Source organism: Sphingobium algorifonticola, assembly GCF_004005485.1.
Classification (GTDB): domain Bacteria; phylum Pseudomonadota; class Alphaproteobacteria; order Sphingomonadales; family Sphingomonadaceae; genus Sphingobium; species Sphingobium algorifonticola.
The window spans coordinates 1-26,988 of record NZ_RZUL01000008.1 but is presented as its reverse complement, the minus strand read 5'-3'; the positions used below and the strand labels follow the sequence as shown (position 1 = coordinate 26,988).

At 58.6% G+C, this 26,988-nt stretch carries 20 protein-coding genes and 2 pseudogenes; 10 read left to right on the top strand and 12 right to left on the bottom strand.

Features of this window, described 5'->3' with window-relative positions; translation table 11 throughout:
• Window positions 1–2 precede the first annotated feature (2 nt).
• The gene (locus tag ENE74_RS15805; RefSeq protein ID WP_127691881.1) at window positions 3–743 is read left to right on the top strand and encodes an SDR family NAD(P)-dependent oxidoreductase; all 741 of its coding nucleotides are present in this window, start codon (window positions 3–5) and stop codon (window positions 741–743) included.
• A gap of 51 nt (window positions 744–794) precedes the next feature.
• On the opposite strand, the gene ENE74_RS15800 is transcribed toward ENE74_RS15805, so the two are convergent.
• On the bottom strand, window positions 795–1,541 hold the full coding sequence (locus ENE74_RS15800) for a glucose 1-dehydrogenase (protein WP_127691880.1): 747 nt from the start codon (window positions 1,539–1,541) through the stop codon (window positions 795–797).
• 173 nt (window positions 1,542–1,714) lie between these two features.
• Here ENE74_RS15800 and ENE74_RS15795 point away from each other — a divergent pair, with 173 nt between their 5' ends.
• Window positions 1,715–2,005, top strand: coding sequence for an ArsR/SmtB family transcription factor (locus tag ENE74_RS15795; protein ID WP_241242053.1), 291 nt, complete (start codon window positions 1,715–1,717; stop codon window positions 2,003–2,005).
• Between the two features lie 87 nt (window positions 2,006–2,092).
• Here ENE74_RS15795 and ENE74_RS15790 read toward each other — a convergent pair whose 3' ends face one another.
• The 9 genes from ENE74_RS15790 to ENE74_RS15750 form a co-directional block, all read right to left on the bottom strand.
• On the bottom strand, window positions 2,093–2,728 hold the full coding sequence (locus ENE74_RS15790) for a CoA transferase subunit B (protein ID WP_127691878.1): 636 nt from the start codon (window positions 2,726–2,728) through the stop codon (window positions 2,093–2,095).
• A 2-nt stretch (window positions 2,729–2,730) separates the two neighbouring features.
• Window positions 2,731–3,441: a CoA transferase subunit A gene (locus ENE74_RS15785; RefSeq protein ID WP_127691877.1), complete on the bottom strand. Its 711-nt coding sequence runs from the start codon at window positions 3,439–3,441 to the stop codon at window positions 2,731–2,733.
• 101 nt (window positions 3,442–3,542) lie between these two features.
• Window positions 3,543–4,682 (bottom strand): epoxide hydrolase family protein, encoded by a 1,140-nt coding sequence (locus ENE74_RS15780; RefSeq protein WP_127691876.1) that lies wholly within the window; start codon window positions 4,680–4,682, stop codon window positions 3,543–3,545.
• Window positions 4,683–4,764: 82 nt separating this feature from the next.
• A complete protein-coding gene (locus ENE74_RS15775; protein WP_127691875.1) occupies window positions 4,765–7,026 on the bottom strand; it encodes a TonB-dependent receptor in 2,262 nt (753 codons plus the stop codon).
• A 158-nt stretch (window positions 7,027–7,184) separates the two neighbouring features.
• Window positions 7,185–8,546, bottom strand: coding sequence for a spinster family MFS transporter (locus ENE74_RS15770; protein ID WP_241242052.1), 1,362 nt, complete (start codon window positions 8,544–8,546; stop codon window positions 7,185–7,187).
• 408 nt (window positions 8,547–8,954) lie between these two features.
• Window positions 8,955–10,886 carry an acetate--CoA ligase gene (acs, locus tag ENE74_RS15765; RefSeq protein ID WP_241242051.1) on the bottom strand — a complete coding sequence of 644 codons (1,932 nt, stop codon included), beginning with the start codon at window positions 10,884–10,886 and terminating at the stop codon, window positions 8,955–8,957.
• An 83-nt stretch (window positions 10,887–10,969) separates the two neighbouring features.
• The gene (locus tag ENE74_RS15760; RefSeq protein ID WP_164847518.1) at window positions 10,970–11,881 is read right to left on the bottom strand and encodes an acetyl-CoA hydrolase/transferase family protein; all 912 of its coding nucleotides are present in this window, start codon (window positions 11,879–11,881) and stop codon (window positions 10,970–10,972) included.
• Window positions 11,882–12,224: 343 nt separating this feature from the next.
• Entirely contained in the window at window positions 12,225–13,190 is a 966-nt protein-coding gene (locus ENE74_RS15755; RefSeq protein WP_164847517.1) for an alpha/beta hydrolase, read from the bottom strand.
• Window positions 13,183–14,838: a flavin-containing monooxygenase gene (locus ENE74_RS15750; RefSeq protein WP_241242050.1), complete on the bottom strand. Its 1,656-nt coding sequence runs from the start codon at window positions 14,836–14,838 to the stop codon at window positions 13,183–13,185. Before ENE74_RS15750 ends, ENE74_RS15755 begins: the two co-directional genes overlap by 8 nt.
• A 427-nt stretch (window positions 14,839–15,265) precedes the next feature.
• Here ENE74_RS15750 and ENE74_RS15745 point away from each other — a divergent pair, with 427 nt between their 5' ends.
• The 8 genes from ENE74_RS15745 (at window position 15,266) to ENE74_RS15710 (ending at window position 25,354) form a co-directional block, all read left to right on the top strand.
• The gene (locus ENE74_RS15745) at window positions 15,266–16,372 is read left to right on the top strand and encodes an alkene reductase (RefSeq protein ID WP_127691871.1); all 1,107 of its coding nucleotides are present in this window, start codon (window positions 15,266–15,268) and stop codon (window positions 16,370–16,372) included.
• A gap of 251 nt (window positions 16,373–16,623) precedes the next feature.
• Window positions 16,624–17,847 carry an NADH:flavin oxidoreductase/NADH oxidase family protein gene (locus tag ENE74_RS15740; protein ID WP_277601382.1) on the top strand — a complete coding sequence of 408 codons (1,224 nt, stop codon included), beginning with the start codon at window positions 16,624–16,626 and terminating at the stop codon, window positions 17,845–17,847.
• Window positions 17,848–17,892: 45 nt separating this feature from the next.
• Window positions 17,893–19,521 carry a flavin-containing monooxygenase gene (locus ENE74_RS15735; RefSeq protein ID WP_206517745.1) on the top strand — a complete coding sequence of 543 codons (1,629 nt, stop codon included), beginning with the start codon at window positions 17,893–17,895 and terminating at the stop codon, window positions 19,519–19,521.
• A gap of 19 nt (window positions 19,522–19,540) precedes the next feature.
• On the top strand, window positions 19,541–20,425 hold the full coding sequence (locus ENE74_RS15730; RefSeq protein ID WP_127691869.1) for an alpha/beta hydrolase: 885 nt from the start codon (window positions 19,541–19,543) through the stop codon (window positions 20,423–20,425).
• Window positions 20,426–20,470: 45 nt separating this feature from the next.
• Entirely contained in the window at window positions 20,471–21,229 is a 759-nt protein-coding gene (locus ENE74_RS15725; protein ID WP_127691868.1) for an SDR family NAD(P)-dependent oxidoreductase, read from the top strand.
• Between the two features lie 84 nt (window positions 21,230–21,313).
• A complete protein-coding gene (locus ENE74_RS15720; RefSeq protein WP_127691867.1) occupies window positions 21,314–22,054 on the top strand; it encodes an SDR family NAD(P)-dependent oxidoreductase in 741 nt (246 codons plus the stop codon).
• Between the two features lie 260 nt (window positions 22,055–22,314).
• On the top strand, window positions 22,315–23,889 hold the full coding sequence (locus ENE74_RS15715; protein ID WP_127691866.1) for a Re/Si-specific NAD(P)(+) transhydrogenase subunit alpha: 1,575 nt from the start codon (window positions 22,315–22,317) through the stop codon (window positions 23,887–23,889).
• Window positions 23,890–23,902: 13 nt separating this feature from the next.
• Window positions 23,903–25,354, top strand: coding sequence for an NAD(P)(+) transhydrogenase (Re/Si-specific) subunit beta (locus ENE74_RS15710; protein WP_127691865.1), 1,452 nt, complete (start codon window positions 23,903–23,905; stop codon window positions 25,352–25,354).
• 51 nt (window positions 25,355–25,405) lie between these two features.
• Here the strand turns inward: ENE74_RS15710 and tnpC are convergent.
• Together tnpC and ENE74_RS15700 are read right to left on the bottom strand one after the other, a co-directional pair.
• Window positions 25,406–26,260 (bottom strand): annotated as a pseudogene (gene tnpC, locus ENE74_RS15705) (IS66 family transposase); the annotation flags it as partial.
• Between the two features lie 59 nt (window positions 26,261–26,319).
• A pseudogene (locus ENE74_RS15700) lies at window positions 26,320–26,862 on the bottom strand (ATP-binding protein); the annotation flags it as partial.
• Window positions 26,863–26,988 lie beyond the last annotated feature (126 nt).

Below are 26,988 nucleotides of genomic sequence, written 5' to 3'. Positions count from 1 at the left end.
ACATGGGTCGTCTCGAAGGAAAAGTTGCTATCATTACAGGCGCGAGCCGCGGCATCGGTCGCGCCACCGCCAAACTTTTCGCGGCGGAAGGCGCGAAAGTCGCTGTCCTGTCTCGCACGGCGGAGGGGAACGATGCGGTCGTCGCCGCGATCGAGGGTGCGGGCGGCATTGCGCTTGGCATACCCTGCGATGTGGCCGATGCCGGCCAGATTACTGATGCGGTCGCCGCCGTCGTCGAAGCGTTCGGCGGGGTGGACATCCTCGTCAACAATGCGTTCGATCCTGCGGCTGTGATGTCTTCGGTGGCCGAGCTTACAGTCGAGCAGTTGCAGCGCAATTTCGACACCGGCCCGATCGCCAGCCTTCGGACGATGCAGGCCTGCTATCCGTATTTGAAGGCGAGTGCCGCAGGCCGCGTGATCAACTTCGGCTCGCCCGCAGCGTTGACAGGCATGGCACCCTACGCGCCCTATAACATGGCCAAGGAAGCGACGAGGGCGCTGACCCGTACCGCAGCGCGCGAATGGGGCGCGGACGGTATCACCGTCAACAATGTCCAGCCCGTGGCGGAGACATGGGGCGATGTCGATGTGCCCTCGCCCACCAACGCGCTTGGTCGTTATGGATCACCTGAAGCGGATATTGCCCCGGTCGTCCTGTTCCTTGCCAGTGAGGATGCGCGATACCTCACCGGCTATACGCTCACACCCGACGGCGGCATGGTCATCGACGGCGCACGCTGAGAAAGCGGTGCGGGCGCGGGAGAGTTTTGACCCCGCGCCCGGACATCGGCGTCAGCGCAGGCCGCCGCTTGCAAAGAGTTCCTCTCCCGTCACGAAGCGCGCATCGTCAGACGCAAGGAACGCGACCACGCGGCCGATGTCATCGGGCGTGCCAGCGCGGCCCAGCGGCGTTTGCGACACAATGCCCGCCTCCATCTCGGAGCCCGCGATTCCGGCAGCTTTCGTTCCCTCGGTTACGACAAAGCCCGGACCGACGACGTTGACGCGAATGCCGCGCGGTGCGAGTTCCTTCATCAACACGCCTGATATGGCGTTCACCGCAGCCTTGGTGGCGGTGTAGAGCGCGGTGCCCGGCGTCCGCAATGTCGTGATCGAAGACGAGATGTTGACGATGCTGCCGCCATCCTGAAGATGCTTGATCGCCGCCTGCGTCGTCAGCAAAGTGCCGAGCACGTTGACGTCGAACAGCCGCCGATATTGTGCCTCGGTAAACAACTCGACCGGCGCGACATCCCAGACGCCCGAATTGTTGACCAGAATGTCGAGCCGCCCGAAATCGGCTACGGCTGCTTCTATCAAGCTCTGCGCCTCGGCGGCGATCGAGACGTCGCCCTGAATTGCGATGGCTCTTCCACCCGCCGCGACAATCGCTGCAACGACCGTATCCGCGCCTTCTTTGCTCGACGCATAGTTGACGACGACAGAGGCGCCGTCCGCCGCCAGCGCCTTGGCGATCCCGGCACCTATGCCTTTGGATGCGCCGGTTACGATGGCCACTTTACCTGCTAATTTCGTCATTTCTGCTGTCCTTGTGTCTAAGCGAGGATGGCCACGGCTCGGTAGTCGCAGTTCCATGGTTCCGAATATAGGAACTATGGAACTGCGCGTCAATGTCTGCTAGCGGAGAGAGGATGAGACCATTTTTCCACCCCGCGATCGAAGACGTAGAACCCCAGGCGATCCTGCACGCCTTGTCGGACCCCAACCGTGCCGCCATCCTTGCGAAGATTCTGACGACTGGCGTCGTTGAAGCCTGTTCGAATGTTGCGGCACTAGGCGATCGAGTTATTCCGAAGTCGTCGTTATCCAACCATTTCAAAGTGCTGCGGGAGGCCGGACTGATTCGTAGCGAGCGCCATGGTATCGAGATGCGCAATCACGCGCGCTTTGCCGAGGTGAATGAACGATTCCCCGGTCTGATCGGCGCGATCATCAACGCCTATGCAGGCGTCGATTCCGAAAGGGCGGTATCGACCGAATAGCTTTCGATGGCGCAACGGACTGTTCACGAGCAAGACCGCAGCGGTCATCGAAAGCCACAGGGTGCAGTTCCCATACTGCTGCCAGCCTCAATGAATGAAACTGGCAGTCGTTTTCGCCGCCACCTCGTCGGCGGTGATCCCCGGCGCCAGTTCGATCAGCTTGAACGGGCTGTCATGATCGGGCCGCTGGAATACGGCTAGGTCAGTGATGATCATATCGACGACATTCTTGCCGGTCAGCGGCAGAGTGCAGGCCGGAATGAACTTCGGGTCGCCATTCTTGGAGGTGTGCTCCATCACGACAATGATCTTCTTGACGCCCGCGACCAGGTCCATCGCGCCGCCCATGCCCTTGATCATCTTGCCGGGGATCATCCAGTTGGCGATGTCGCCATTTTCCGCGACTTCCATCGCGCCCAGCACGGTCAGGTCGATATGCCCGCCTCGGATCATCGCGAAGCTGTCGGCGGACGAGAAATAGGCTGTCTGCGGTACTTCACTGATGGTCTGCTTGCCCGCGTTGATCAGGTCGGCATCTTCCTCGCCCTCATAGGGGAAAGGGCCGATGCCCAGCATGCCGTTTTCGGACTGCAGCGTCACTTCCACACCGACCGGGATGTGGTTCGCCACAAGCGTCGGGATGCCGATGCCGAGGTTGACGTAGAAACCGTCCTTCAGTTCCTTGGCCGCGCGGGCAGCCATCTCATCGCGGGTCCATGGCATGATTAAGCGGCCTCCCTCTGGCGAACGGTGCGGAATTCGATTTTCTTGTCATAGGGCGCTCCAACAATCATGCGCTTGACGTAAATGCCGGGCAGGTGGATCGCGTCCGGGTCCAGGCTGCCGGTGGGAACGATCTCCTCAACTTCGGCGACGCAGATCTTGGCCGCCGTCGCCATCGGCTGGTTGAAATTGCGCGCTGTCTTGCGGAAGATCAGGTTGCCGCTCTCGTCGGCCTTCCAGCCCTTGATGATGGCCAGGTCGGCAAAGATACCTCGCTCCAGAATATAATCCTGTCCGTCGAAATTCTTGACTTCCTTTCCTTCGGCCACTGCCGTTCCGACGCCGGTCCTGGTGTAGAAGCCGGGAATGCCTGCCCCGCCAGCGCGGCAGCGTTCGGCCAGCGTGCCCTGGGGGCAGAATTCCACCTCTAACTCGCCAGCCAGATATTGCCGCTCGAACTCCTTGTTTTCGCCGACATAGGAGGAGATCATCTTCTTTACCTGCTTCGTGCGCAGCAGCTTGCCAAGCCCCTCGCCGTCGATACCGGCATTGTTCGAGGCGATGGTCAAATCCTTCACGCCGTTTTCGCGGATCGCGTCGATCAATCGTTCGGGAATACCGCAAAGGCCGAAGCCGCCTGCGCAAATATGCATCCCCTCGAACAAAATCCCGTCGAGCGCCATTCGTGCATCAGGGTATAGCTTCTTTGGCACATGTCACTCCTTCAACTGGGGTGTAAGCGTTGATGTCGAGAAAATTGGGAGAGCGGATCAGCCGAAAATCGCGACGGGGCAATTCTCGGGCTGGTGCCCTGCTAACGTATTGCTCGGAAGCATGTGCGCACCTCGTCCACAAAGAGGCCAGGCTGTTCGAGCGCCGCGAAGTGGCCCCCTTTATCTAGTTCGTTCCAATGGATGATGTTATGGATGCAGCGGTCGGCCCAACTTCTAGGTGCCCGATAGATTTCCTTTGGGAAAATGCTGCAGCCAGTGGGAATGTGCAGTTCTGTCGCGCCAAATCCCCCGACATAGCTCTCCCAATAGAGACGAGCCGACGACGTGGCGCTGCCGGTGAGCCAATAAAGCATTATGCCATCGAGAATCTCGTCACGAGTCAGAATGTTGAAAAGATTGCCATCACAATCCGACCAGGCCTGAAATTTCTCAAAAATCCATGCGGCCTGTCCAACCGGTGAGTCTGCTAGGCCATAACCCAGCGTCTGAGGCCGGCTGGCCTGCAATATGGAATAGCCGGCCTCCCAACGCTGGTAATGTTTCATAGCGCTCAGCATCTCTGCCTCGTCATGGCTGAGTTCATCGAACGCATCCTTGGGCAGCACCATCGGCAGGTTTACATGGATGGCGGTCAGGCCCGCGGGCCGATGCGCACCTAGCGCTGTGGTGACGGCGGCTCCCCAGTCTCCGCCTTGCGCCACATAGCGGTCATAGCCCAGGCGGATCATGAGTTTGTGCCATGCCGACGCGATCCGACCCACTGTCCAGCCAGCCTTTTTAGGTTTTCCCGAGAAGCCAAACCCGGGCAATGCCGGTATGATGAGATGGAAAGCGTCGCGTATATCCCCGCCATATGCTTGCGGATCATGCAATGGACCGAGTACTTTGGTGAATTCAAGAACCGAGCCGGGCCAGCCATGTGACATAATCATCGGCAGCGCGTCGGGATTAGGAGAACGGATATGTAGGAAGTAAATTTCGACGCCGTCGATCTCTGTCGTAAACTGCGGGAAACTGTTAAGCAGTGTCTCGCAACGCCGCCAATCGTAGCTGGTGCGCCAATAGTCGGCCAGCTCCCGCATCTGTGTAAGCGGCACGCCCTGCGACCAGTCACCCACAAGCTCGGAATCAGGCCAACGCGTCGCATCTAGACGCCGAGCCAGATCGTCGAGCTGATCTTGGGGGATCGCAACCCTGAATGGCTGGATGTCCCCGTTCACGGCTGCAGCTCCATAAATGTCGCGATCTGAGCACAATCCAGATGACCGCGCACGATGGACCAAGCATTGGTATTCCTGTGCATCACAGGCTAAATCCGAGCGTCAGTCCGTAAGTCGCCGGCTCACCGCCAAACTGTTCCGGAACGATTACCGTATTGATCAGGTCCTTTGCCTGAACACCGGTCACATTGCGGCCAAAGGCAGTAAGTGAGATATTTCCACGAGTTGCAGTTAGGCTAAGGTCCAATGTGCCATAGGACTTTTGCAGGGCCGCTGGGCTGTTGAGCACGTCCACATAAAAATGGCTGCGCCATGAATAGGCGATTCTGGCTGTCATGTCGGTCTCGGCATCTACTTCGGCTGTATAGGCAGCCGAGCCGTATGCCGTGAATTCCGGTGCCTTGAGCAGTTCTTTTTTCAACGACTGCTCAATGGTGAGGTTGGCCGCGAACGGACCCGATAGCCTGTCATATTTTGAACTGGTCCAACCGAAACTGCCATTCAGTTCAAGCGGCTTGACTGGCTTGAGAGTTAATTCCGCTTCAATCCCGCCAAAGGTCGCCGCACCTGCATTCTGCAGGATCTGAGTTGCGCCATCGAGAATTGTAAGCTGAAGGTCGTCATATTTGGTGTAGAAAGCGCTGATATTGAAGCGCGCCTTGCGATCCCAGAACGTCGATTTGAGGCCGATCTCGAAGGATGACGCTTCTTCGGGATCGACTGGCCCAAGTTGCGCAACCGAGGCGGCACGACCGTTGAACTGCCCGCTGCGGAAACCCTTGGTCCAGGAGGCATAGCCCATCACGCCGGGCGAGAAGACATATTCGGCTCCGAGCTTCGGAGAAAAATTGCCCCAACTCTTCTCATAGTCCGAATATACGCTTGGACAGCCGGTAAAGCCGGGTCCGGAACACTGGCCCAGCGGCGCAATGTGGAGTTCTTTCTTTTCCCAGCTATATCGTCCGCCTGCGCTCAGCGTCAGGGCTTCCGTCGCGTGCACATTAACATTGGCAAAGCCGGCATAAGCTTGCGCCTTCTGAACATATTTTCCTTCGCGGTTAGTCACGAAGTAGGTGGCGGCATTCGGATTGCCGAGCACGTTCGACTGTAGCCGCCGCTCCTGCACCTGGAGCCGGTGCTTGTCGAAATAGAAACCGGCTACGAAGTCGACAACGTCTGAAAAAGTCGATGCAAATCGGAGTTCTTCGCTGATCTGGCGGCTGCGAATGATATTGCCGCGCGGGAACTCTAGGATTTGAAACGGAAGGCCGTCTTCAAACGCAAACTGATAGTTCACGTGGCGAAAGCCAGTGACCGATGTCAGCTTTCCGATACCTACGTCCCAATTTGCTTCAGTCACGATCCTCTGGGTCTTGATCGAGGTGAAACCAACGGAATTCTGATTGGTTTCCCATTTTCCAGAGGGGGGCGTGTATCCGAACCGCGACTGGATCAAGCCCTCATAGCCTCTGACTACGCGCGCGCCATTGCCCGTGCCGCCCATATCGACGATCTCGCCGAAAAACGAAAAATCGAGCGCGTCCGTCGGCGTGATCACCACAGTCGGTCTGATCACCCAATTGTTGATGGATCCGAGGCGCCCCTGCTCCGTTGCTGGCTGGATACCGGTGGGGTTGAGCGGCGCTGGTACGAACGTGCCGCCATTGTTATCCTTGTAATAGCCGTCCCGCTCTCGGTGTAAAACCGTCAATCTTGCGAGAACTTTGTCGGACACCAAAGGTCCCTCGATCGAGAGCGCGCCATCATAGCGATTGTAGTTGCCGATAGTGAACTCGCCTTCGATCCCGAACTGATCAGAGGGTCGACGGCTACGCAAAGAAACAGCGCCACCGGTGGTATTGCGCCCGAAAAGGATCCCTTGGGGGCCGCGAAGGATTTCGACGCCTTCCAGGTCAAAGGCATCCTGAATTGTCCCCCCTTGGAAATCATACACCATGCCGTCGACCACCACATTGACAGCTGGATCGATTGAACTGGTACTGCCAGACACGCCGATTCCGCGGATCGAATAGTTGGAAAACCCGGGGAGCGTAGCAGCGGACGTGAAGTTGGCGTTAGGAGCCATATGGCTTATGTCGATGATGCTAACGGCCTGGGATGCCTTGATCAACTCCGCGGAAACAGCCGTGATCGCTACCGGAACACGTTGCGCACTCTGGCCGCTGGCACCCTTTTGCGCGGTGACTATTATGTCGCCGATGGTACCCTCTGGCGCATTCTCCTGCGGCAACGCCGTGCCTGTATCTACGACCTGCGCGATGGCAGGCGCGTTCAATGCGGTAGCCCCTAAAAGCGCGAGCCATTTGCTGTTGAGATAGCGCATAAATCTTCCTCCCCCTTATGTTCGCCGCCCTTCTGAGCATCAACTGGTGCAAAGCGGGTCGGCTTTTGTCATTCATTGCGAATTTGCTAGGTTTGAGCGGCTCAGGGCTGCTTCCAGGTCGTTCGCTTCCTTTTGAAGTCGAACGGTTTGCGCCGCGGCTATGTCGTGGGTTCCCAGTCTCGGGCCAGAGATCGCCCGGCGAAGAGAAAGAGAATGGCGGTCAGTGGATAGAGAATGAGGCCGCAGATGATGATCGAGTAGCGCAGGGCATCATCGCCAAACTGTCCGTGCAATGTATCGGAAAGATAGCCAAAGCTCACCGTACCAATGCCAAGGCCGATGAAATTGCATATGAGCAGAAAGATCGCCGAAGCAGTCGTGCGCATTTGAGCCGGTGCCAGTTGCTGGATGGCTGCAATGCTAGGCCCTGTCCACACCAGTCCCATGGCCTGAGGAACCACCAGTAGTGCGAGTAGAAACACCACGTCCTTCGCCAGCACCGCTGCCAGCAGAAAGGGCAAGCCGATCAGGAAGGCAATGCCCGGCACCCAGCCATAGGCCGATTTACGCCTTTCGCCGAGCTTGTCGCTCAGCCACCCACCGAGCAGCGTTCCTGCTACACCGCCCACGATGGTCACCAGCGCCAGAGCGCGCGAGGTGTCCGACAATGAGAGGTCCTGGCTGCGATGCACAAAGGAAGGGAGCCAGAATCCCAAGCCATAGCTCAACATTGAGGCTGTCGCGGCTCCGAGCGAAAACAACCAGAAGCTCGGCTTGCGGCCGACGTGACGCAAGACATCAGCAAAAGTAGGCGTTGCATTTTCTGTAGCCAAGGGCTGCACCGCACGCATGGGAACTGGATCAAGGCGACCGCGGCGCGGCTCCTTGATGGTTAGCAACGCGACGGGTACGATCATCAATCCGCCGAAGCCCAGAACGAAAAAGGCGGTGCGCCAGCCATAATTTGCGGCGATTACGCCCCCTACCAGCAGCCCAAGCGCTGAGCCGACTGGTAGTCCAAGCGTCAACACGGCCATCGCCCGCGCGCGTTCCTTTGGCGGGAAATAGTCGGATACAATCGAATAGGTCGGCGCTACGCCTCCGGCCTCTCCGACCCCGACGCAAAGGCGCGCAAGGAACAACTGCGTGAAACTCCCGGCCAATCCGCAGACGGCAGTAAATATGCTCCATAAGCTGACCGCGAACGAAATCACCCATACGCGATTTACCCGGTCGGCGATGCGGGCAATGGGCACTCCAAGCACTGAATAGAATATTGCAAATGCTAAGCCTCCCATAAGGCCAAGCTGGGTATCCGTCAGATTGAGCTCTTCCTTAATCGGAAGCGAAAGAATACCAAGGATTTGACGATCCATGTAATTTAGGCAGTATATTGCTGCTAAGATCAACAATACGTAATAGCGATAATAACTACCGCTGCCGACATGATCGAGAGGAAAATCTTGGTCGGTCTCTCGGATATCTTCCTGGAGAATTTCAAATGGGCCGGTTGCCGCCAACGAATCCACCCCCGCATTTATTGTTGGCTCCTGGCATCGCGGGAGTGGCGCAGAATTGCCAATATCGACTTTGTCTGCGGGCCATATGCCTAGCGTATGACGTTAGCCTGGCGATTGCCGAGCGGCTCTCGTGTTTACGTCGGGCAATAAAAATAAATATGATTTACAGATATTTATGTCTTAATCCTTGCGCCCAAGGGGCGCTTCCAGCCGAGGCTGCAATGGCATCGAGCGACCCCCGATCGCCTGATCGACAATTCAGGACAACTCAAGCGCGGAACCGCAAGCGAGGTTGTTAACTTGCGACGCGCCAGTTGGCACGGCCACGCTGCCGCCGAGTGCGGCTGGCCTAAGCAACTTTAACAGGTCAGTGCAGTCACCCGCTAGGATGCAAATGCGCAATGCCCATCAATCACCTTTCGTTGCGATGAGCCCATCCACCACTAAGGGATCGGCCAGAGTTGAGATATCGCCGAGGTTCGAGGTATCGCCCTCGGCGATTTTGCGCAGGATGCGACGCATGATCTTGCCCGATCTGGTCTTGGGCAGTGCCGGGGCGAAATGGATCACATCGGGCGTAGCGATCGGGCCGATCTCGTGGCGGACCCAATGGACAAGTTCTTGGCGGACCTTATCGCTAGCGGCTTCGCCAGCATTAAGAGTTACATAGGCGTAGATGCCTTGCCCTTTTATCTCGTGCGGCATACCGACGACCGCTGCCTCGGCCACCTTGGCGTGGGCAACAAGCGCGCTTTCAACCTCTGCGGTACCCATGCGGTGGCCCGAGACGTTGATCACATCATCGACCCGACCGGTGATCCAGTAATAGCCGTCCTCGTCTCGCCGGCAGCCGTCGCCAGTGAAATATTTGCCCGGATAGGTGGTGAAGTAGGTCTGGAAGAAGCGCTTGTGATCGCCCCAGACCGTGCGCATCTGACCAGGCCAACTCTGCGTGATGCAGAGATTGCCCTCGGCTGTATCATCCAACACCTTTCCATCGCCGTCAACCAGCTGCGGAACGACGCCGAACATCGGCAGGGATGCAGAACCCGGTTTCATCGCAACAGCGCCGGGCATGCCGGTAATCATTGCTGCGCCGGTCTCGGTCTGCCACCAGGTGTCAACGATCGGGCAGCGTTCTTCGCCCACTACGCGCCAGTACCATTCCCAGGCTTCCGGATTGATCGGCTCACCGACCGAACCAAGCAAGCGAAGCGACGAGCGCGAGGTCTTCTGCACCCACTCGTCACCCTCACGCATCAACGCGCGCAACGCCGTGGGTGCACCGTAGAAGATGTTGACCTGATGGCGATCGACAATCTGCCAGAAGCGGCTGTGATCGGGGTAACTGGGCACGCCCTCGAACATTACCTGTGTCGCGCCGTTGGCAAGCGGGCCGTAGACGACGTAGGAGTGGCCAGTAATCCAACCGATGTCGGCTGCGCACCAATAGACTTCGCCGGGCCGGTAATCAAACACGTAGTGGTGCGTCATCGCCGCCCAGACGAGGTAACCGCCGGTGGTGTGCAGCACGCCCTTGGGTTTGCCGGTCGAACCCGAGGTGTAGAGGATAAATAGTGGATCCTCAGCCGCCATCTCTTCAGGTGTGCACTCTGGCAATGCGCGCTCGCGCAAGTTGTGCCACCAATGGTCGCGGCCCTCGGCCATAGGTAAGTCGATGCCGACGTGGCGTACCGTCAGCACAGCGGCGACCGAAGGACAGTGCTTCAACGCTTGATCGACATTGGCTTTCAGCGGAACCTGCTTGCCGCCACGCATGCCGGCATCGGCAGTTACTACGAGTTTGCTGTCGCAGTCCTGGATGCGGCCGGCCAGCGCTTCAGGAGAGAATCCACCGAAGACGACCGAATGGATCGCGCCGATCCTTGAGCAGGCGAGCATGGCTACTGCTGCCTCGGGGATCATTGGCATATAGATAGTCACGCGGTCGCCCTTTGTCGTGCCCAACATCTTCAGGGCATTGGCAAAGCGGCAGACCTCCTGATGGAGGTCGCGGTAGGTGAGCGTGCGCTGCTGAGACGGATCGTCGCCTTCCCAAATAATCGCGATTGTGTCGCCGCGCTCGGTTAGGTGCCGGTCGAGGCAATTAGCCGATACGTTGAGAGTACCATCAGCGAACCATTGGATGCCGAAGTCCGTTTCTTCGAAACTGCTGTCCGACAACTTTGTCCACGGCTTGATCCAGTCTACGCATGCGCTCTCCTCACGCCAAAAAGCCTCGGGCTCGGCAACCGACCGGCGATACTTCTCGGCATGGCCCGCAGCGTCGACATAAGCGCGGCTAGCCCATTCTGATGGAACCGAACGGAGGTTTGACACATATGCTCCCATGTACAATCATTTGTATCGTATCGCAGCCCGAACTGGCTACTCTGCCCTGGCTTCGGCAATGACCCTCACGCTCAGAGGCGACGTTCCAAGTCAGCCCAGCTTCGTTCCAGAGCTTCGCGATGATTGGGGTGCGCGACGGTTAGCAAGGCGCGCGCGCGCCCGGCATAATCAAGATCCCGAAGGTCAGCTGCCCCAAACTCGGTTGCGATGACGTCGATATCTGCACGACCCAGTGATACCGGGCCAGCGCCGGCGCAGGCTGGAACGATGCGACTGATGGACCCGGCGCCTGCGGTGGACGGGAGAGCAACGATGCGAAGCCCGTTCGCGGCGCGAACGCCCTGAGCAAAATCGACCGCTCCGCCTGGGCCGGACATCAAGCCCTTCGGGGTTAGTTCGGCATAGGCCTGCCCGAACAGATCGACCTCGATCGCGGAATTGATCGCTACCGGATCATGGGTCGCGGCGATCGACGGCAAAGCGTGCGTGAAGGAAACGGGATGAAAGGCGAATGCCGGGCGATCGACTGCGTCATAGAGCCGCTGGCTACCGATTGCGACGCCTGCGATGATCGGCGCATGATCGGCTAGCGCGCCAGCCTCCAGAAGATCAAGCACAGCATCGCCGATCAAGCCGGAATGGATCCTCAAATTGCGGTGGGACGACAGGCTGCGCAATACGGCACCGGGAATCTTCCCGAGACCAGTTTGCAGGGTGGCGCCGTCACGGACGAATGGCGTGATGTGGTTCGCAATTGACGTCGCAACGGAGTCGGGCGCACCTTCCTCTTGCGTGAGGAGCGGCTGGGCGCGCGAATGCCACGCAGTCAGTTCCGAAAACGGAATGCCGGTATCGCCCGCGGTCGAGGGCATCAGCGGATTGATGTGCGCGATCCTGATCGGAACCGATCGCCACAGGTCAGCGATGAAATCTACCGTCGTACCGAAACTGCATAATCCATCGGCATTTGGCGGCGAAACCATGCACATAAGGGCTTGAGGCCGCGATCGACGCAAAAGCGACAGGATATCGGCATAGCGCAACGGCCGGAAATCCAGCCGATTCGGGGCGAGAGCACGAAATTCTGGCGTCATGAAAAAGGTAAGTGCTTGGCTGTGGGGATTTGCCAGCCAGTCGCAACGATTATAGCCAGGCACGAATATGCCAGAAAATTGCGTGTGAGCGACAGCGGTATGAGCTGCGACGATCACCTCGTCGAGCACTTGCGAATCTGCCGAACAAGCCGACAATAATGTGAGGCCTTCCGAAGCGGGGAGAAAGCCGGCGAGCCCGGCGCTGTCGCTGCATTGCACGGGTTTCACGATATTATTCCTGCGACGAGGGAGAGGGCGCTGCCTGACCAAACGCGCGGACGATGGCAGCCATGCAATCGCGGGCGAAAGCTTCGGATATCGGGGCATCCGGGACCAGGTTGAAGCCATGATAGCCACCGCGATACACATGCATTTCCAAACCGACCTGTGATCGGGCGAGGCGGGAGGCGAAACTCAAATTCTCATCCAGGAAAAGATCGATGTCGCCGACAGCCAGGAAGGTCGGCGGGAAGCCGGTCAAATCTTCCGCAAGGGCAGGGGACGCTTCCGGTGACGGCGCATGTTCGAGGTTGCTGCCTAGATATGATTGCCACCCAAATTGGTTGGCACGCCGCGTCCAGACATGCTGTCCCATGCGATCCGGCGGCGATGCACGATGGTCAAGCATGGGATAGATGAGCATGAGCAGGCATGGCGAAACATCGAGGGTAGGCAGGCAGCGCAACATCAACCCGGCTGCAAGGCCACCGCCTGCGCTAACCCCACGGATCGCGATCCGATTGCGGTCGATGCGCAGCTTGTCTGCCTCGTCAATCAGCCAGTGAAGGGCAGCGGTACAATCGTCCAGAGCGCCTGGGAACGGCGTATCGGGTGCCAGACGATAATCAACCGACAATATGGCGCAACCCGTCGCAGTTGCCAGCGCGCTCATCGCCGGTGCCTCGCGCGCGGCATCGCCTACGACATAGCCGCCGCCATGAATGTTGAGGATGACCGGGGCGCTGGCGGTGACAGCACGTGGGCGGTGCAGGATGCAGGGTACGCGGTGCCCGTCCCGACCCAGTGCGACCGTCAGCTCAACGGAAACATCTTTGTCGCCGTTCAAATCGACTGGTCCGCCTCTCAAGGCAGCCCGGAAGCTGCCAAGCGTCGTCGCATCCAGAGCGTCGAAGTCCGGAATTGCGCTCAGTGCTGCATGCAGCCCCGGCGCAATCTCGTCGTCTGTGGTTTCAGGCAACGCGGCCCCCGTCGATGATAAAGCCAGGGTATCCGTTGCGCGCGACTTCAGCGCACTTTGCTTGGTAGACGTCGACGCCGCCCAGATACGGCATGAACACGCGCGGCTTGCCCGGCACGTTGGCACCCAGATACCAACTATTGCCCTTGTAATAGAGGGTCGCTTCCGCCAACTCGCGGACATGGTCCATCCAGGCCTGCTGCGATGCCTCGGTCGCTTCGATACGGGTCGCGCCGATCTGGCGCAGATGATTGAGCGTGTCGCCAATCCAATTTGCGTCATGCTCGATCGACACGACCATATTGCTCAGAACCGAAGGGCTGCCAGGTCCGGTGACAATGAACATATTGGGGAAGTTTGCTGTCATCAGGCCGAGATTCGTATAGGGGCCAGCCGACCAGGCTTCTTTTAGGCTGCGCCCATCTGATCCACGGATATCGATCCGGGTCAGTGATCCGGTCAAAGCGTCATAGCCGGTTGCGAAGATAAGGACGTCAACGTCATATTGGCGATCGCTCGTCTTGATGCCGGTCTCGTTTATGCGTTCGATCGGGGTTTCCAGGACACTGACGAGCGTCACATTGGGACGGTTGAAAGTCGCGTAGAAATCCGTATCGACACATATCCGTTTTGCGCCGATTGGATAGCCGATGGGTGTCAGCCGGTCGGCGGTCACGGGATCCTTAACGATTTCGCGGATTTTTTGGCGAACAAAGTCTGCGGCGGTGGAATTGGCATCTTCGTCACGCAGGATGTCGTTATAGGCGTAAAGAAAGTTTGTGCCGCCCTTTGCCCAGCGCTCTTCATATTCCCGCTGTCGCTCATCGTCCGAGACGGACAGCGCAGAGGTCTGGCCATAGTCGTAAAGTACGCCCGATCGCGTCGAAAGAATTTCGGTTCGCAGTGCCTGCCTGTCGCGGTCCCACTGCTCCCGCCATTCCTGCGGGATTGGGCCATTTTGGGCGGGCACCGAAAAATGTGGTGTGCGCTGAAACACGAGCAGTTTAGCTGCCTGCTTGGCAATCTCGGGGATTGCCTGAATGCCTGACGACCCTGTTCCGATCACCGCAACGGTCTTTCCCGCCAGATCGACGCCTTCCCTGGGCCAATGCCCGGTATGGAATGTGGTCCCGGCAAAATCATCCTTGCCATCGATTTCGGGCATCTTCGAAGACGACAGTGCACCGGTTGCCATGACAACCCAGCGTGCGGTGACCGATTGTGAATCATCAGACTGGTCATTGCCGGTCTGAAGAGTCCAGAGGTTTTGCGCGGAATCGAACGCGGCGCTCTCGACCCTTGTGTTGAACAGAATGTCCCGCTTGAGATCAAATCGTTCAGCGACGAACTCGATGTAGGACTGTATTTCAGGTTGAGTGGCGTAGCGTTCGGACCATTGCCATTCCCGATCGATATTTTCATCGAACGAATAGGAATATTGAAGACTTTCGACGTCGCACCGAGCACCAGGATAGGTATTCCAGTACCAGACGCCGCCGACGTTGCTGCCCGCCTCGATAACGCGAACGCGATATCCATCGGTACGAAGCCGGTGAAGAAGATAAACACCCGCAAAGCCTGCCCCGATGACGATGACGTCAAAATCAGGTGCTCGCCCTTGCGACAGCATAGCGGTGTCTGCCGGCATCAGAAATCTCTCCACAACGTTAGCATTGTCGTTCCCGACGGATGCGAGATTGTTCGCGACCAATGTTTATCGATCCGCGATTACCTGCGCTGTTTCGCATTGCGCAGGACACGCACAAACTAGGAATTCCGACTGCCAGTCATAGCCTCGCCATATGGTAAGCCTGCCGACGCTGATATCGGTCTGAAGAATTGGGAGCATCGCCGCTTTGCTATGGCTGTCATAATGAGAAGTTGGACCAATTTATCGGCGCGATGTGCCACATGACTATCCGAAGTCTGAAGGCTGATACGACCTTTGAGTCACGTAGTAGCGTTGCTTCCGAAATGCGGCGCTTTGACACCAAGCTGCCGTGACTGCGGTTGCGAGGCATGACCTACGTGCTGGTAGTCACATCAGCAGAGAACGTCCTGATGAGGAGAGTTGCATGTCCCGATCCAGCCTGTTTACGCCGGTCGAGCTTGGTGCATTAAGATTGTCTAACCGGATCGTGATGGCACCGCTGACGCGCGCGCGCGCTGACGTCAACCATGTACCTACTGCAATGATGGCTGAGTACTATGCTCAGCGAGCCGACTGCGGGCTGATCATATCCGAGGCGACTGCCGTCGATCCTCAGGGGATGGGATGGTATCGTGCACCGGGGATATGGAACGAGGACATGGTGACGGGGTGGCGGGTGGTCACTGACGCGGTCCATCAGTCGGGCGGCCAGATTTTGGCGCAACTCTGGCATATGGGGCGGTTGGTTCTTCCCGACTATCTTGATGGACGCCTCCCAATGGGTCCATCGCCCATCGCTGGGGAGGGCGAGACATTTGCGCCGCGCCCAGCCGGCGATGACAGTCTGTTTCTGCCAATGAAACCCTATGTCGTGCCCCGCGAGATGACGCAGGATGATATCGACAAGGTTGTTAGCGCTTACGGCCGGGCGGCAGCGAACGCATTGAGCGCTGGCTTTGATGGCGTGGAGATACATGGGGCCAACGGCTACATCATCGACCAATTTCTCCAGTCGAAAACGAATCATCGCACTGACAATTACGGCGGACCGCTGGGAAACAGGCTGAGATTGCTCTCGGAAATCGTTGCGGCGGTGACTGAAGTGATCGAACCAGGGCGGGTTGGACTTCGGATCAGCCCGACAAGCGAGCGTAAGGGCATGGGCGATGAAGACCCGGGCACTCTTGCGCAGGCGATCGGCGAACTATGCTCGACGTTTGGGCTTGCCTATGTCCATCTGATCGAACCGATCGCCTCTGGCTTTATGGAGAAGCCGGCAAACCCCGTGATGGAGCGGTTGCGTGCAAGCTATGACGGCGCCGTCATTCAGAACGGGAGCTTCGATGGAGATACCGCCGCCGCTTTCATCGATGGAAAGCAGGCGGACGCCATCTCTTTTGGTCGTCCGTACATAGCAAATCCCGATCTGGTTCGGCGATTTGCGGATGAACTCCCGCTGGCAACGCCGAACTTCGACTATGCCTATGTCGGTGATGAAACTGGCTACACCGATTATCCGACGTGGCGGTAAGACGGTCACCTCAACTAGAGGGTCATAGCCTGCCCATATGGCAGTCAGTCCGTTTTACTAGTTCTTCCCAACCTTCAAGGATGCAATCTTAGGCTTCGATAGGGCAGCGGCGCGAAGCGTTTAGGACCAAAATATAAAGAGAGGAGAAGCACATGAAGGCTGTTCAGGAGAGCGCAAGCGCCCCTACGGCACGGAGTCCCATCCTGACCACTAGCCTCAAGTTGCCTTGCGGTGCCGTTTTGCTAAATCGCTTGGTGAAGGCTGCCATGACCGAAGGACTGGCAGACGCCCGGAACAACGTAACTAACGAGTTGCTTACGCTCTACCGGTTGTGGGCCTCAAATGGTCTCGGACTAATGCTGACCGGCAATGTCCAGATCGACCGAGCCCATCTGGAGCGCCCCGGCAACATAGTGGTTGATGATCAGACCGATATGGAGGCCTTGAAAAGGCTGGCGGTTGTTGGCACGGAGCATGGCAACCAATTTTGGGCCCAGCTCAATCACACCGGTCGCCAGACACCCGCTTCTGTCAATCCTCGCCCTTATGCGCCCTCCGGTATTTCTCTTCCGGTTGCAGAGGCTGTGTGCGGCGAAGCGCGCGAGATGCCTGAAAGCGAGATCAAACGGGTTATCTCCCTTTTCGCCTCGTCGGCTCGGCTGTGCCAAGCCGCTGGCTTCACCGGCGTGCAGATCCATGGCGCGCACGGCTATTTGATTTCCCAGTTTCTAAGTCCTCTCGCGAACAAGCGCGAAGATCAATGGGGAGGATCGCTGGAAAATCGCGCGCGGCTCCTGATTGAGACCGTGAGGGCCGTTCGCGCCGCCGTTGGCGCCGATTTCCCTGTGTCGGTAAAGCTCAACTCTGCTGACTTTCAGCGCGGAGGTTTCGACGAAGGTGAATCCGCTCGGGTCGTAGGTTGGCTGAATGATGAAGCCGTTGACCTGCTGGAAATCTCCGGCGGAAATTACGAGCAGATGGAGATGGTGGGGATCGGCAGTGACGGCCCACGCGCCGCAGCGGCAAGTACCGTTGCGCGCGAAGCTTATTTTCTCGATTACGCCCGTCATATCAGGCCCTTATTCAGCAATCCTCTCATGATCACGGGCGGAATGCGGAGCGCTGCTGCAATCAACGCGGCATTGGCCGCTAAGGAGTGCGATCTGATCGGAATAGGGCGTCCCCTTTGCATCGATCCGCAGAGTGCTGGTCAACTGATTCAGGGCGAGATCGATCGAATGCCCGCGCTCGATACCAAGCTGGCGATGCGGTCCGACGCGCTTGGCCCTGACGTAGAACCAGCGACATTCAAGCGAATTGAGTCCTTCGCCTTGCTCGGCTGGTACTGCGTCCAGTTGCTTCGCGTGGGTCGCGGGCAAGGCGCTGACGTGGGCATGGACGTCTTTGACGCACTCCTTGCTTATAAAGCCAATGAGGAGCGCGCAGCGGCCGAATGGAGCGGTGCCTCCCGATAGTTGCCATGATCAATGGCGACGATAGCAGTAGTGCATGGAGTTGATATGAATATGGATGAACAAGGGCCGACCCTCGACGCGGTTATCATCGGCGCCGGCTTTGGCGGTTTGCGCATGTTGCATCAACTGCTTCAAGCCGGCAAGACAGTGCAGGTTCTGGAAGCGGGCACCGATGTCGGGGGCACCTGGTATTGGAACCGCTATCCCGGCGCCCGCACCGACAGTGAATCGTGGGGCTATTGCTACGAGTTTTCGGACGAACTGGTCGATGACTGGACCTGGAGCGAACGTCTGCCTGGTCAGGACGAAGTTTTACGTTATCTGCAGCATGTGGCCGACCGTTTCGACCTTAAACGCCATATTCGCTTTTCGAACAGGGTGGCGTCAGCGATCTTCGAGGAAAAGAGTAGCGTCTGGGTCGTCACGACAGAAGCGGGCGATCACTTTCGCTGCCGATATCTGGTCAGCGCAACCGGCGTTTTGAGCGTTCCGAAAAAACCCGATTTTCCTGGTCTGGAATCATTCAAAGGCGAACATTATTTCGCTCCTCAATGGCCAAAGGAGGATGTCAGCTTCGAAGGTAAGCGCGTTGCCATTATCGGCAGTGCCGCCACGGCAATTCAGATTCTGCCTATCGTGGCCCACGCCGCCGAGCATGTCTATTATTTCCAGCGCACGCCCAATTATGTGCTCCCTGGCCGCAACTTCAATATACATGCTGCACAGGGACGTCACTTCAAAAATAACCGCGCGGAAGTCTTCGATACGCGTCGTCGTCACCCATTCGGACTCCCGATGAAGATGTCCGGTCGAACCTATGATTCAGTAAACGATGAAGAGCGCAACCGCATCTTCGAGGCAGGTTGGGAAGAGGGCGGGTTCCATTATTGCTTCGATACGTTTGACGATATCATGACTGACAAGCGGTCGAACGACGCCGCCGCCGAGTTCGTCCGTCGCAAGATCCGCTCGATCGTGAAAGACCCCGAAACCGCCGCCAAACTGACCCCGAATTACACGTTCTTCGCAAAACGGCCGCCTTCGGGGCATTTTTACTACGAGACGTTCAATCGCTCGAACGTAACCCTCGTCGATGTGGCTGCGAATCCCATTACCAGCGTCACGGAAACGGGCGTCAGAACCGACCTTGCCGAGTATGATGTTGATATGATCATCTTTGCGATCGGTTTCGATGCTGGGACAGGGCCATTGATGGCGATTGATGTACGCGGGCGGGACGGGGCATCAATCCAAGAAAAATGGAAGGATGGCCCTGCAACCTACATGGGTTTGATGATGGAGAAGTTCCCCAACTTGTTCATGATCATGGGTCCGCAATCGCCATTTGGTAACATCCCTACGATCATCGAGAGTGAAGTAGACTGGATCAGCAAGGTAATGGCAAATAACGACATCATCGGTGGAGCCGTCGAACCGACGATTGAGGCAGAGGAAGACTGGAACCGGAAGCTGGAGATGATCTACAATGCGACTCTGCTTCCTGCCGGTGTCGCGCTGAAAACATGGTTCCTGGGAGCCAATGTCGCTGGAAAGCCGGCTTCCGTACTGTTCTTTTTTGGAGGCGTAAATGCTTTCATTGAAGCCATTCATGAAGTTGCAGACAATGGAATGCCGGGACTGCAGTTTCATGAACCCGTTTCTGAAACGGCCTGAAGAATAGGAAGGGTATAACATGTCGGATCAGGAACGCCTGGCGATCGAAGACAAGGTACGCAACGCGGGCCTTGATTCAGAGGATGTCGCGGTAACGCGGGCAAATTATGAACGCCTCGGGACAACGACGCCTTTGGTCGAGGGTGTGATTGCCGAGCCGGGCACTATCGCCGGTCTGCCGGTTGAATATCTTCGTCCCGTGCAGGATTTGGGCGGGATTATCCTGTTCTTCCACGGCGGCGGCTATATGATTGGATCGCTTAATACTCACCGGGGATTGGCTTCGCACCTAGCGTTTGCTGCGGGCGCGACCGTTATCGCGGTCGATTATCGGCTCGCCCCCGAGCATGTCTTTCCAGCAGCCAGCGACGATTGTCTGGCGGTCTATAAGGCGCTTCTGGCAGAGGGCCATGGGGCAAAGACGATCACGCTCGCTGGGGATTCGGCTGGGGGGGCGCTCGTCGTCGCTACTCTTATGAGCGCACGAGACGCCGGCTTGTCGCTTCCAGCAGCCGCCTATCTGATGTCGCCGTTCGTCGATCTCACCGGCTCGGGAGAAAGCCGACTTCCGAAGATGAATGTCGATGTGGTCGTGCGGCCAGGAATGATCGAGGGCATGGGAGGGGCGTACCTGAATGGAGTTGCCACAGACAACCCCACCGCGTCCCCTCTATTTGGCGAGTACGCTGGGTTACCGCCGTTGCTTGTGCATGTCGGAAGTTACGAGACAATCCTGGACGATAGCATGCGGCTTGCGCGCAAGGCAGCGATGGCTGACATTTCGGTCGAATTAAAGGTCTGGCCCAAAATGCCGCATGTATTCCAGTTGTTTGCTGGCGAGTTGGAGGAGGGGCGCCAATCCCTTCATGAAGCTGGCGAATTCCTGCGAACACATCTCGGCTAACAGCTGCCACGGTACGGAATTCACGCATAATAATAGGAGAGCCATGTGATCGATCTGACAGGTAAATCGCTGATAATAACCGGCGCAGCGAGCGGTATGGGCCGGGCTACTGCACTGTTGGCGGCCGAGCTGGGTGCCAGTCTCACTTTGGGCGATCGAACGGAAGAGGCAGGCGCTCAAGTTGTGGAGGAAATCCGGGCGAGTGGCGGCGATGCGCAATTTGTACGCTGCGACGTAACCGACGAAGGAGATGTCGAGGCTTTGGTCGCTGCTGCCGTTGGCCGCTTTGGCAAACTGGATGGCGCATTTAACAATGCCGGTCGGCCCAATATCGGCAAGGTCTTGCACGAACTGACTTGGGCGGACATGGAGCAAGTCTATGCCGTTAACGTCAAGGGCGTGTTTCTCTGCCTTAAATATGAGATTCCTGAATTGCTGAAGGCCGGTGGCGGATCGATCGTAAACACCGCATCGGCTAGCAGCGTTATCGCTTTTCCTGACGCCGCAGATTATGTCAGCAGCAAGCATGCCGTTCTAGGACTGACGCGCGCTGCGGCACTAGATTACGCGCAGCGAAACATTCGCGTGAATTGCATCATGCCCGGAACGGTTATGACGCCAATGCTTGAAGGCTTGTTTGAGAGCGCGCCAGACACGAAAACCTTCCTCGAGTCCCGGATTCCTATGGGTCGGTTGGCGCGCCCGGAGGAAATGGCAGATAGCGTCGTATGGATGTTGTCAGGTCGCGCTTCTTACCTGACCGGTGCAGCGATTTCAGTTGATGGCGGCTATACTACTACTTGATAGCGACACAGTGCGCCGCTGCAGGCTCGAAGCGGTGTTCATGAGACGCCGATAAATCGATGAAAGTTTGAGGGAGCGGATGAGATGCATCGGTTGAACGGGCGGACCGCCATCGTTACAGGAGCAGCGTCGGGCATCGGCCGTGCAACCGTAGAGCGACTGCTGGCCGAAGGTGCCAACGTCATTGCGACGGATCTTTCGGAAGGTGCCGCGCTTGATACTGAGCAATGCCGCAGCATCGTTCATGATGTCCGCGATGAAGCGGGATGGGAGCAGGTCATTTCGCTGGCCGAAGCCGTCTTTGGCGGAGTCGATATACTCGTCAATAATGCAGGGATAACCGCAGCCAAACTTCTTCCGATCGCAGAGCTTTCACTCGCTGACTGGCAGCGGGTGCTTTCCGTCAATCTGGACGGCGTCTTCCTAGGCACGCGCGCCGGTATGAAGGCAATGGAGGAACGAGGAGGCGTCATCGTCAACATTGCCTCAGTTCATAGTTTCATTGCCGCGGCAGGGACTGTTGCTTACTCGACGTCGAAGGGCGGTGTCGTCATGCTCACAAAAGTAGCGGCTGTGGAAGGTGCACGTCTCAAATGCCCCGTTCGCGTCAACTCCGTTCATCCCGGCTATATTGAGACGCCTCTTGTTTCCGCCCGCTTCGAACAAGTTCCTGCCTTGAAAGCCGAAATTGAAAGCCGCACCCCGCTCAATCGCCTTGGCCGGGTCGATGAGGTCGCAGCGGCAGTAGCTTATTTATGTGGTGACGATGCTGGCTTCATTACTGGAACTAGTCTCACGCTCGACGGCGGGCTGACCGCTATCTGACCAGACGGAGCAACATCCGGCCAGCCTCCGCCTGTCGATGCAGAGTAGATGACAGCTTTAATCGCCAACGCGCTCGCTTTCTGCTCGCCCCGATAAGCGTTTGGCTTAAAGAGGTCGACGGCCTCTTGGTCAGTACCCGCCTCACTCTTGCGGATGGGCCGCGCGCTGAGTGTGACTATACATTCGTAACACACGCAAGAGCGCTCTCATCCAGATGGGAACGTTCGCCAACAGCATAAAATATTACGCAGGAGCCCAAAATGAAGATCGGTGCACCCAGAGAAGTGGCACAGGGGGAAGCGCGCGTTGCGCTGACGCCCGACAGCGCGCTGCAATTGCAGAAGCTGGGCCATGAATGTGTTGTCGAAAGCGGCGCGGGCAAAGCGGCCGGCTTCGACGATGACAGCTATCGCGCTGCCGACGTAAGGGTGGTTGCGACCGCTAGCGAATTGTGGGCCGCTGCGGATGTCATCGTAAAGGTGCGCCCGCCCGAAGCGGACGAGGCTGCCCAACTCACGACAGGCAAGACGCTAATTTCCTTCTTCTATCCAGGCCAGCGCAGCGAAGAATTGGCTGCGATAAGCGCGACCGGCGCCAATGTGCTGGCGATGGACATGGTGCCGCGCATCTCGCGCGCGCAGAAAATGGACGCGCTGTCTTCGATGGCGAACATCGCGGGCTATCGCGCTGTGATCGAGGCTGGCGCCAATTTCGGGCGCTTCTTTACGGGGCAGGTGACCGCGGCGGGCAAGGTGCCGCCGGCCCGTGTGCTGGTGATCGGTGCTGGCGTCGCCGGCCTGGCCGCGATCGGCGCGGCGACATCGCTTGGCGCGATCACGCTCGCCTTCGACGTCCGGCCCGAAGTCGCCGAACAGATCGAATCGATGGGCGCGCAATTCGTCTATCTCGACTTTTCCGAAGAGCAGCAGGATGGCGCGGCGACCGGTGGCTATGCCGCCCCGTCCAGCCCCGAATTTCGCGAAGCCCAGCTCAAGAAGTTTCGCGAGCTGGCGCCGTCCGTCGATATCGTCATTTCCACCGCGCTCATCCCTGGCCGCGACGCCCCCGTCCTCTGGACGCAGGACATGGTCGAGGCGATGCGCCCCGGATCGGTCATCGTCGATCTGGCGGCCGAACGCGGCGGCAATTGCGAGCTGACGGTCGCCGACCAGAAGATCGTGTCGCCCAACGGTGTCACCATCATCGGCTATACCGATTTCCCCAGCCGGATGGCGGCGCAGTCCAGTTCGCTTTATGCCAGCAATATCCGCCACATGCTGTTCGACCTGACGCCGGGCAAGGATGGCGTGATCGTCCATAATATGGAGGATGACGTGATCCGGGGCGCGACTATCGCCTTTGAGGGCGCGGTCAGCTTCCCCCCGCCCCCGCCCAAGATCAAGGCGATCGCGGCGCAAAAGCCCAAGCCCAAGGCGGAGGAATTGACGCCCGACCAGAAGCGGGCAAAGGACGTCACCGCCTTCAAGGCGCAAACCCGCTCGCAGGTCACGACTTTGATCGTCGCCGCGATCCTGCTGATCGCTGTCGGCGCGGTGGCGCCCGCCAGCTTCATGGGCCATTTCACCGTCTTCGTCCTCGCCTGCTTCGTCGGTTTCCAGGTGATCTGGAATGTCAGCCATTCGCTGCATACGCCGCTGATGGCGGTGACGAACGCTATTTCGGGCATCGTCGTGGTGGGCGCCATGCTCCAGGTCGGGTCGTCCAGCACCATCGTGATGGTGCTGGCGACGATCTCCATCCTGATCGCTTCGATCAACATCGTTGGTGGTTTCCTGGTCACGCGCCGGATGCTGGCCATGTTCCAGCGGTCCTAAGGGGGTAGATTTCATGTTCGATACCGGTGTGGTGTCCGCAGCCTATCTCTCGGCTGCGGTCCTTTTCATTCTGTCGCTGGGCGGCCTTTCCAATCAGGAAAGCGCCAAGCGCGCCGTATGGTACGGCATTGCCGGCATGGCCCTGGCGGTGCTGGCGACCCTCTTTGGCCCTGGCGCGGCCAATCTGCCGATCGTGGCCGGCACGTTCGCCGTGGCCGCCGTCATCGGCTGGATCGTCGCGATGCGGGTCCAGATGACTGAAATGCCCCAGCTTGTCGCCGCGCTGCACAGCTTCGTGGGGCTTGCCGCCGTGTTCATCGGCTTCAACGCGCATTTCGAACTGGAAACGGTGAACGCGCTCGATCCCGCCGCGCGCGAAGCGCTGACCGGCTTTGCCGACCTGCTCGCGCACAAGACGCCGGTGGAAATCAACATCCTGAAGGTCGAGGAATTTCTGGGCATCTTCATCGGTGCGGTTACCTTCACCGGATCGATCGTCGCCTTCGGCAAGCTCGCGGGCAAGCTGGACGGCAAGGCGAAGAAACTGCCCGGCGGCCATATCCTCAACGCTTCGGCGCTGCTGGCGTCGCTGGTCCTGCTGGTGATGTATGTCGGCAATATCGGTTTGGAAGGTCGCGAACTGACCGTCCTGCTCGCCATGGCGGCGCTCGCGCTATTCATCGGCTTCCACCTCGTCCTGGGTATCGGCGGCGCGGACATGCCGGTCGTCGTCTCGATGCTCAACAGCTATTCCGGCTGGGCGGCCGCCGCGATCGGCTTTACCTTGGGTAACGACCTGCTCATCGTCACTGGCGCTCTGGTCGGCTCGTCCGGCGCGATCCTGAGCTATATCATGTGCAAGGCGATGAACCGGTCTTTCGTATCGGTGATCCTGGGCGGCTTTGGCGGCACGACCGGTCCGGCTGCGGAGATCGAGGGCGAGCAGATCGCGATCGACGCTGACGGCGTAGCCTCCGCGCTCAACGACGCGGACAGCATCATCATCGTGCCGGGCTATGGCATGGCGGTGGCGCAGGCGCAGCAGACGGTGAGCGAACTCACCCGCAAGCTGCGCGCGGCCGGCAAGAAGGTCCGTTTTGCGATCCATCCGGTCGCAGGCCGACTGCCGGGGCACATGAACGTGCTGCTGGCCGAAGCCAAGGTGCCCTATGACATCGTGCTGGAAATGGACGAGATAAACGACGACTTCCCCTCGACCGACGTCGTGATCGTCATCGGATCGAACGACATCGTCAATCCCGCGGCGCAGGATGACCCCAACTCGCCGATCGCCGGCATGCCGGTGCTGGAAGTATGGAAGGCCAAACAGATTTTCGTGTCGAAACGCGGGCAGGGCACGGGCTATTCCGGCATCGAAAACCCGCTCTTCTACAAGGACAATGCCCGCATGTTCTATGGCGACGCCAAGGTCGCGGTCAACAGCCTGCTCACTAGAATCGGGTAAGTTTGATGCAGTCGACTATCTCTCGCCAAGCAAGCTGGGTAAGCGCTGTTCTCAGCCCACGTAGATCCAGGGCATGAGTTCATGAACGCGATTGGCCCGGTAGCCGTTGGCGAGCGCGGTCAGCGTCTGGTTCAGCCAGTCATGCGGATTGATGCCGCCCAGCTTGCAGTTTTCGATGAGCGTGGCGATGACCGCCCAGTTATCGCCGCCCTCGTCGGAACCGGCGAAGAGGGCATTCTTTCGATTCAAAGCCAAGGGGCGGATTGATCGCTCGACGGTGTTGGTGTCGAGTTCGATCCGACCATCGTCGATGAAGCGAACGAGTCCGTCCCAGCGCGTTGTCGCATAGCGGATGGCTTCGGCCAGCTTGCTCTTGGCGCTGATCTGGCGGAGCCGGGCATCCAGATAGAGCCTGAGATCCGCGACGATGATGCGGCTGCATTCGACGCGCTGGATGCGGCGCTGTTCAGCAGAGTAGCCGCGCACCTCATCCTCGATGGCATAGAGCATGGCGATCCGACGCAGGATCTCGGTCGCGACCGGGGAACTGGCGGCAAGATCATAGAATTTGCGCCGGACATGTGACCAACAGAAGGCGAGGCTGAGTTGCTGTCCGCGGCGTTTGGCAAGCGCTGTGTATCCGCCATAGCCGTCGACTTGCAGGATGCCTGCAAAATCTCCGAGATGGGTGTCGGGCCGTTCGGCTTTCCGGTCTGCCGCATAGACATAGGCGACCATCGGCGGACCTACGCCACCCCATGGCCGATCATCGCGGGCATAGGCCCATAGCTGGCCAGTCTTCGTCCTTCCGCGCCCCGGGTCAAGCACCGGCGCAGTGGTCTCGTCGGCGAACAGCCGCTCTGATCGGCGCAACTCCTCAAGGGTACGTGTCAACGGGCACCGAAGATTCCGCAAAAGTGGGCATCTAAAATTCCCTAGTTTGGCGGGAGGGTTTGTGTCGGTGATCAGCCGTGATGGAGATCGGGCTTTTCCTTTGCTGGCGGGCGGCCGCGCCGTTTCGGCAAGGGCGGTGGGTTGATGGACGGTGCCATGCGCGCATGCTCGGGCAGCAGGTCGGCGTGCTGTCGCATGCGATAGCTGGAGCCCTCGATCTGGACGACCACAGCGTGGTGAAGAAGGCGGTCGAGCAGCGCGGTGGCCACCACCGGATCGCCAAAGACATCACCCCATTCGGCGAAGCCGCGGTTGGATGTCAGGATCATGGCACCCTTTTCGTATCGGGCGTTGACGAGCTGGAAGAAGAGATTGCCGCCGCCGGGCGTGACGGGAAGATACCCGATCTCGTCGACGACGAGCAGGGAGGATCGGCATAGGAAGCGGATCTTCTCGCGCAACGTGCCCTCGCGTTCAGCCTTGGTCAGTGAAGCGATCAGATCGGCGAGCGGGATGAAGTAGACGCTCTTGCCCGCCTTCACGGCCTCGACGGCAAGGGCCGTGGCGATATGGCTTTTCCCGGTACCGGGCGGGCCCAGCAGATGCACCACCTGGGGTGACTACACGAAAGTGACGTATCTGCACGCTAAGGGCGAACAAATCCGGTACGATGCCAGCAGATGCTATTCGCAGGCTTTCCTGCCCCTTTTATGTGGTGCCGCCCTACGGGCGCCGATATG

Coding starts and splice junctions, on each gene's coding strand:
- ENE74_RS15805 (WP_127691881.1), top strand. CDS start 3: ATGGGTCGTCTCGAAGGAAAAGTTGCTATCATTACAGGCGCGAGCCGC.
- ENE74_RS15800 (WP_127691880.1), bottom strand. CDS start 1,541: ATGACGAAATTAGCAGGTAAAGTGGCCATCGTAACCGGCGCATCCAAA.
- ENE74_RS15790 (WP_127691878.1), bottom strand. CDS start 2,728: ATGCCATGGACCCGCGATGAGATGGCTGCCCGCGCGGCCAAGGAACTG.
- ENE74_RS15775 (WP_127691875.1), bottom strand. CDS start 7,026: ATGCGCTATCTCAACAGCAAATGGCTCGCGCTTTTAGGGGCTACCGCA.
- ENE74_RS15760 (WP_164847518.1), bottom strand. CDS start 11,881: ATGGTTTCGCCGCCAAATGCCGATGGATTATGCAGTTTCGGTACGACG.
- ENE74_RS15750 (WP_241242050.1), bottom strand. CDS start 14,838: ATGCCGGCAGACACCGCTATGCTGTCGCAAGGGCGAGCACCTGATTTT.
- ENE74_RS15745 (WP_127691871.1), top strand. CDS start 15,266: ATGTCCCGATCCAGCCTGTTTACGCCGGTCGAGCTTGGTGCATTAAGA.
- ENE74_RS15735 (WP_206517745.1), top strand. CDS start 17,893: ATGAATATGGATGAACAAGGGCCGACCCTCGACGCGGTTATCATCGGC.
- ENE74_RS15730 (WP_127691869.1), top strand. CDS start 19,541: ATGTCGGATCAGGAACGCCTGGCGATCGAAGACAAGGTACGCAACGCG.
- ENE74_RS15720 (WP_127691867.1), top strand. CDS start 21,314: ATGCATCGGTTGAACGGGCGGACCGCCATCGTTACAGGAGCAGCGTCG.
- ENE74_RS15715 (WP_127691866.1), top strand. CDS start 22,315: ATGAAGATCGGTGCACCCAGAGAAGTGGCACAGGGGGAAGCGCGCGTT.
- ENE74_RS15710 (WP_127691865.1), top strand. CDS start 23,903: ATGTTCGATACCGGTGTGGTGTCCGCAGCCTATCTCTCGGCTGCGGTC.